2 protein-coding genes are annotated in these 5063 nt (G+C 51.3%); both read right to left on the bottom strand.

Annotated features, from left to right (window positions below; genetic code table 11):
- A partial coding sequence (locus tag NA59_RS14545; RefSeq protein ID WP_052501680.1) for a two-partner secretion domain-containing protein occupies nt 1–3520 on the bottom strand: 3520 nt, incomplete at its 3' end.
- A 196-nt stretch (nt 3521–3716) separates the two neighbouring features.
- Nucleotides 3717–5063, bottom strand: a 1347-nt coding sequence (locus NA59_RS12465; RefSeq protein WP_044413398.1) for a ShlB/FhaC/HecB family hemolysin secretion/activation protein, incomplete at its 5' end; no start/stop codon positions are given.

Genomic DNA, 5063 nt, shown 5'->3' with positions numbered 1-5063 from the left:
TGGCACTACCGGCTGTAATCGCATCCCCATAGATACTGCTGGCCGCAGCGATGCTTGCGCCCGTCAGTTGGTACTGGGTAATGCTGTAGTTTGCAGTGTCCGAAGTAAACCCAGCAAAGGTGTAGTTGCCGGCATCATCACCACTCAGCCCGCTGGCTGTCTGGGTGTAATTACCCACGATGTCATAACCAGCGGTACTTTTCGTGCTGGTGTTAACCGTCACAGTCGAGCCAACATCATCACCCGATAGCCAGTTCCCAAAGCTCACAGCACCTGGGTTCAGGCTGCTGCCGTACACACTGGTACCACTAGTTATTGATGCACCCGTCAGGGCACGTTGGGTGACGGTGTAATCACCGACAATATCATCAACACTATAGTTATTTAGATCATCACCAGACAAGGTTACAATCTGAATACCCGTATGTGTTCCAGCACGAAGCCATCCAGCACTACTCAAAAGTCCATCTGTTGCAAGTACAACGGAACTTGAAATATCATCGTGTTCTATCACGCCAGTAAGTGTTAATATTCCTACATTATAGGCATCACCATAAATACTCTCTCCAGCAGTGATAGAGCCTGTTAAAGCTTTGGGAGTAATCGTTCCAATATTTCCGCTAACAGCAATAGGGCTAGTAAGAGCGGTCAAATCAACGCCGTATATTTGTGTTTGTCCGCCATTAGTTGTCAGTTCGGTACTCTCGGCAAATGTTAAGCTGCCTGTAACAGTCTTGTTTTCACCTGCGTTCTTGTTATCGAATTCAAAAGATGTCAGTGTGCTACCAGCCAAAATCGCTGTCGCTAAATCTGCGAATATATCCATCTGAGCAGTGATATCATCTGTGTTGGTGACATCACGATTGCCGTCATATACTTTTTCGGTAGAGCCACCAAGGTTAATAGTGCCAGTGTCAATGGTTGGCACTACTTGATAAAGCAGCCCATTTCCAGTTCCCTGCACCGTAGTCGAGTTATAGGTTGCGCCGTACTGAATGAAGTCAGCGATTAAGGCACCTGTTGTGTCATCCGCTGGAGTCCGAGACCAAATGCGCCATACATTACCTTTGAGGGAGTTAGCACCCGCATTGTTAATAAATTTATCACCTGCTACTACTGTAATGAAGGCTCCAAGTCCCTGCTCACTTGTTCCAGAAGCTTGCCCCCCTTCGCCCGTTAGGCTTCCGTTCAAGGTCGCTATACCTGAAGCATTGATCGTAATGTTACCTGCACCACCGCCATTGAAGTTATTGTCGGAATTGGTTGCATCACCACCTGATGTCGTAATAGCCGAGACAACTACATTGCCACTTGATGAGGAGACACTTACCGATGCGGCGTTACTACCCACATCTTGATTGTTATTGGCACCTTGAGTTGTGACTAGTGCTCCCAAGTTAACGCCTTGATCACCCTGTATAGTGACCGATCCAGATGTCCTGCCAGTATTTATTGCTGCGGTTGTCTCTATTTCCGCAGTGCTAGTTACATTTTCAGTGGCAACTAACTTTACATTACCACCCTCTGTTCTGATTTTGTCGTTGACATTAATCGAGCCAGCGGTTGATTCCAGCGAGATTAGGCCTGAGTCACCCGCTCCTGTGCCATTAATTGCACCATCAACAACAATATCGCCATCGGCTTCAACTTCAAAGCGTCCACCTGTAGTGACTGCCCCAAATGTTAAATCTCCTTGGCCATCGGCAATACGGATATTACCGTTACCGTGTGCGCTAAATGTTGCCGTACTCCCTAGTGTCGCCTCCCCTAAGAGTAGGATGTCGGCATTGTTTGCAGTGGTTGAAAAATTTGAGTTGCCGCCGATGTTAATCGTGTTTTCTGCTAGCCCAGTGATGATCCCTGTTGATGAGAATGAGGCATCGCCAGTAACGGCAACATTGGCAAGGGTTGTTGCTGCATCGTTGACAAAATTAACCGATGCAGCAGCAATATTTACATTGCCGCTAAACTTATTGGTTGTTTGATCAAGAGCAATATTACCAATAGCTGAAAGACTGGCAGTACCACCCACTTGGAAGTAAGAGTTAGCACCCTGTGTAATGTTACCGCCAGCATCTATGGTTAAATCACCATCAATCATTCTTACTTGATAGTTGCTAGCCAGCGCAACACTGCCACCGGCATCAAGAATCAAGTTACCATTAAACGACTGAATATTCGCATTGATATTGATATCATTATGCGCGTCAAGTGTCAGGGTATTATTTGTAAACCATCCAATGGCTGCATTTACATTGATATTGCCAGCTTCACTTCCGTCTTCAATGGTTTGTATCAATACATTCGTGGTATCAAGTGCATTTTGTATCGTCGTATTGGTAATATTGTTACCTGATCCAGTCGCAGGGTTAGTTCCGTCAAGATTTGACTCATCCGCGCCTGCAACAATATTGATATCCGTTGGATCAATGAGCCATGTACCTGTCTTGCCTGTCGATGATTGCGTGGTTACATGAACACTTTCTTGGATAGTAACATTCGCAGCAGAAGTCTCGATAAAGCCGCCATCGCCACCGTTCGGGGCGCTGGCATCTAAGGTGCCATCGACAATGACTTGACCCTGGCTCATACCACCCATCAGCATAATGCGCCCGCTTTTGTTGGCGAGGGTTTGCGCTTGGATGAGGCCGTCGTTGTTGACCAGGTTGCGGTAGATGTCTTGACGTGCTTGGGTGGTCATGATGACAAAGCCGCCATCGGCTTGAATCAGTCCGCCGTTTTCGGCCAGCGCATCGAGGACGCCTTGTTCGACCGTGACGGTCATCAGGCCGTCGCCGTTAAAGTCGAGGGTGACGTGATCCCCGGCCGCTAACGCGACGTTGCCATTGCTGGCTTCGATGGTGCCTTGGTTAGATACGCGGTTGGCGATAAGCGCCACGACCCCGCCGTTGGCGCGGATGTGGCCGAGGTTTTTGATGTCACCTTCGCTAAAGCCGAGGTTTTTGAAGTCGAGTTGGTTGTCTAAAAAGTCTTGGTCGCTGATTTCGAGCGTTGAGGCAATTAAGCCGCCGACATCAACCTGCGCGGTTTTGCCGAATAGGATGCCGCTGGGGTTAACCAGATAGACGTTGCCGTTGGCATTGAGTCGTCCGTGGATTTGGCTGGGGTTGTTGTCCATTACGCGGTTGAGCGCGGCGCTGTTGCTGTTGGGTTGTTGGAAGTTGACGGTGGCGTCTTTGCCGATGTTGAAGCTGTTCCAGTGGGTGATGAGTTTGTCGCTGGTTTGGTGGATGGTCATCACATTGTTGTGTTGTTGGATTTGCGCTTGACCGTGGGTGATGTTGGCGCCTTCGGGCAGGGTGCCGGGGTCGAGGGCGTGGGCGATGCCACCAAAGCCCATCATCAGCGCGGCAATCGCGCCGACGATGCCGCCTTTGCGTTTGCCTTTACCGGGGGCGATTTCGGCCACCGCGATGTACATTTGTTTGGCGTCTGACCACACAAGGCGGTAGGTGTGGTTTAGGGAGGCGCGTTTGATTTTTGCGTTTTTGTTGTGCATGGTGTTACCCTCTTTGCTTTTAAATTTCGTTGTTCAGTTGTTGTTCTCGTTCCGACTGTCCTCAGTCGGAATGCATACCGGTCTATCAGATTCGTTTCTGTCTGCATTCCCACGCAGAGCGTGGGAACGAGAATTTGGGTTGGGGTTTCACCCTCTCCCTAGCCCTCTCCCTGAGGGAGAGGGAATGTTGTGTTGGTTAAAACCAGACCATCGCTTGGAGCCAGAAGCGGCCTTGGTCGTCTTTGCCTTCGCTGTCTTTGCCTGTTGTGGTGCGATCATTGATGTCGTCGTTAATTTTGATGGCGTAGGCGGCTTTTAGCATGTAGCGTTGCGGTTGGCTCCAGCTTAGACCGATACCGGTGCCGGTGAGGCTGTAGCTGTTGACGTTATTGTTATTGGCGGGGGTATCCCAGGGCTTTTTATCCAGTGTGATTTGGCCGTGGTCAATAAAGCCTTGGAGTTGGATGCCGCCGTTGTAGACCATCACGCCGGGTAGGTCGTAGCGCAGTTCAAGCGCGGTGAGCCAGCCTTGGTCACCCGAGCCTTCGCCGCCCGCATAGGCGCGGACACCGTTGACACCGCCGAGGGTGAATTTTTCACCGGAGTCGAGGTTGCCGCTGGCAAGCGTTTGGAGTCTGGCGCTGGCGTGGAGGTTAAGGCCGCTGTGAAGTTGTTGGATGCGGGTGAGGTTGGCGTTGAGTTTGTGGAAACTGCCGTGGGTTTGGGCGGTGGTTTGATCGCTGCTGTAGTCATCGGCATTGCCTTTACGATTAAGGTCGCCGTAGGTGAGGCTGACGCCGTATTGGGTGAGGCCGCCTTGGCCGAGTCGATCTATTTTGTCACCGTTGAGGCTGAGGGTGAGGTTGTTATAAATGCGGTCTTTGGTGTTGTCGTTTTTGGTGTAGTCTTTTAAATCTTTGTAGTCGTATTGCCCTTGAATGTAGAGGTTGGTTTGGCGTGAGCGAATAATCGGGTATTTGAGCCCGGCGTTGGCGCTGAGGGCGGTGCCGTTGAGGTCGAGGTCTTTGAGGTCTTGGCCGAGGGTGTATTTTAGGTAGCTGAGGCTGGTGTTAAAGGTGAGGCCTTTGTAGCTGATTGGGGTGTCGTAGGCGATGCGTCCGTAGCTTTGGTCGGTGGTTTGGGTGATCATGCCGGTTAGTCGGTCGCCCATGCCGCTGAGATTGTTGATGTGCCCCATGGCGTTGGCACGCCATGCGCCGGTGTAGTAGCTGCCGTAGTTGTCGATCCAGGCGTTGCCGGTGTAGCGTGGGGTGGCGCGAAAGGCGACATCGACCCGGGTGGTGCCAAATTCGCGGCCGCGCTGGAGATTGGAGGTGGCGCTCACCCCAGCGAGGTCGTTAAGCAGGAGCATGCCGCGTTCCATTTTGGTGGCGCGGATAATGTCGTTTTGGTCGGGGCGTAGCGCGTGGTTAAGGGTTTGGTTGATGCGTTGGTTGCTGAGGTTAACGCCCTGCCCCGCGGTGACGTTGCGTTCCCAGTTGCCGCCGCCTTCTATGCGTCCGGGTTGGATGCGGATTATCAG

The sequence above is a fragment of the Thiomicrospira microaerophila genome, assembly GCF_000934765.1.
Lineage (GTDB): Bacteria > Pseudomonadota > Gammaproteobacteria > Thiomicrospirales > Thiomicrospiraceae > Thiomicrospira > Thiomicrospira microaerophila.
The sequence above is the reverse complement of the archived record's forward strand: the minus strand, read 5'-3'. Positions and strand labels throughout refer to the sequence as shown.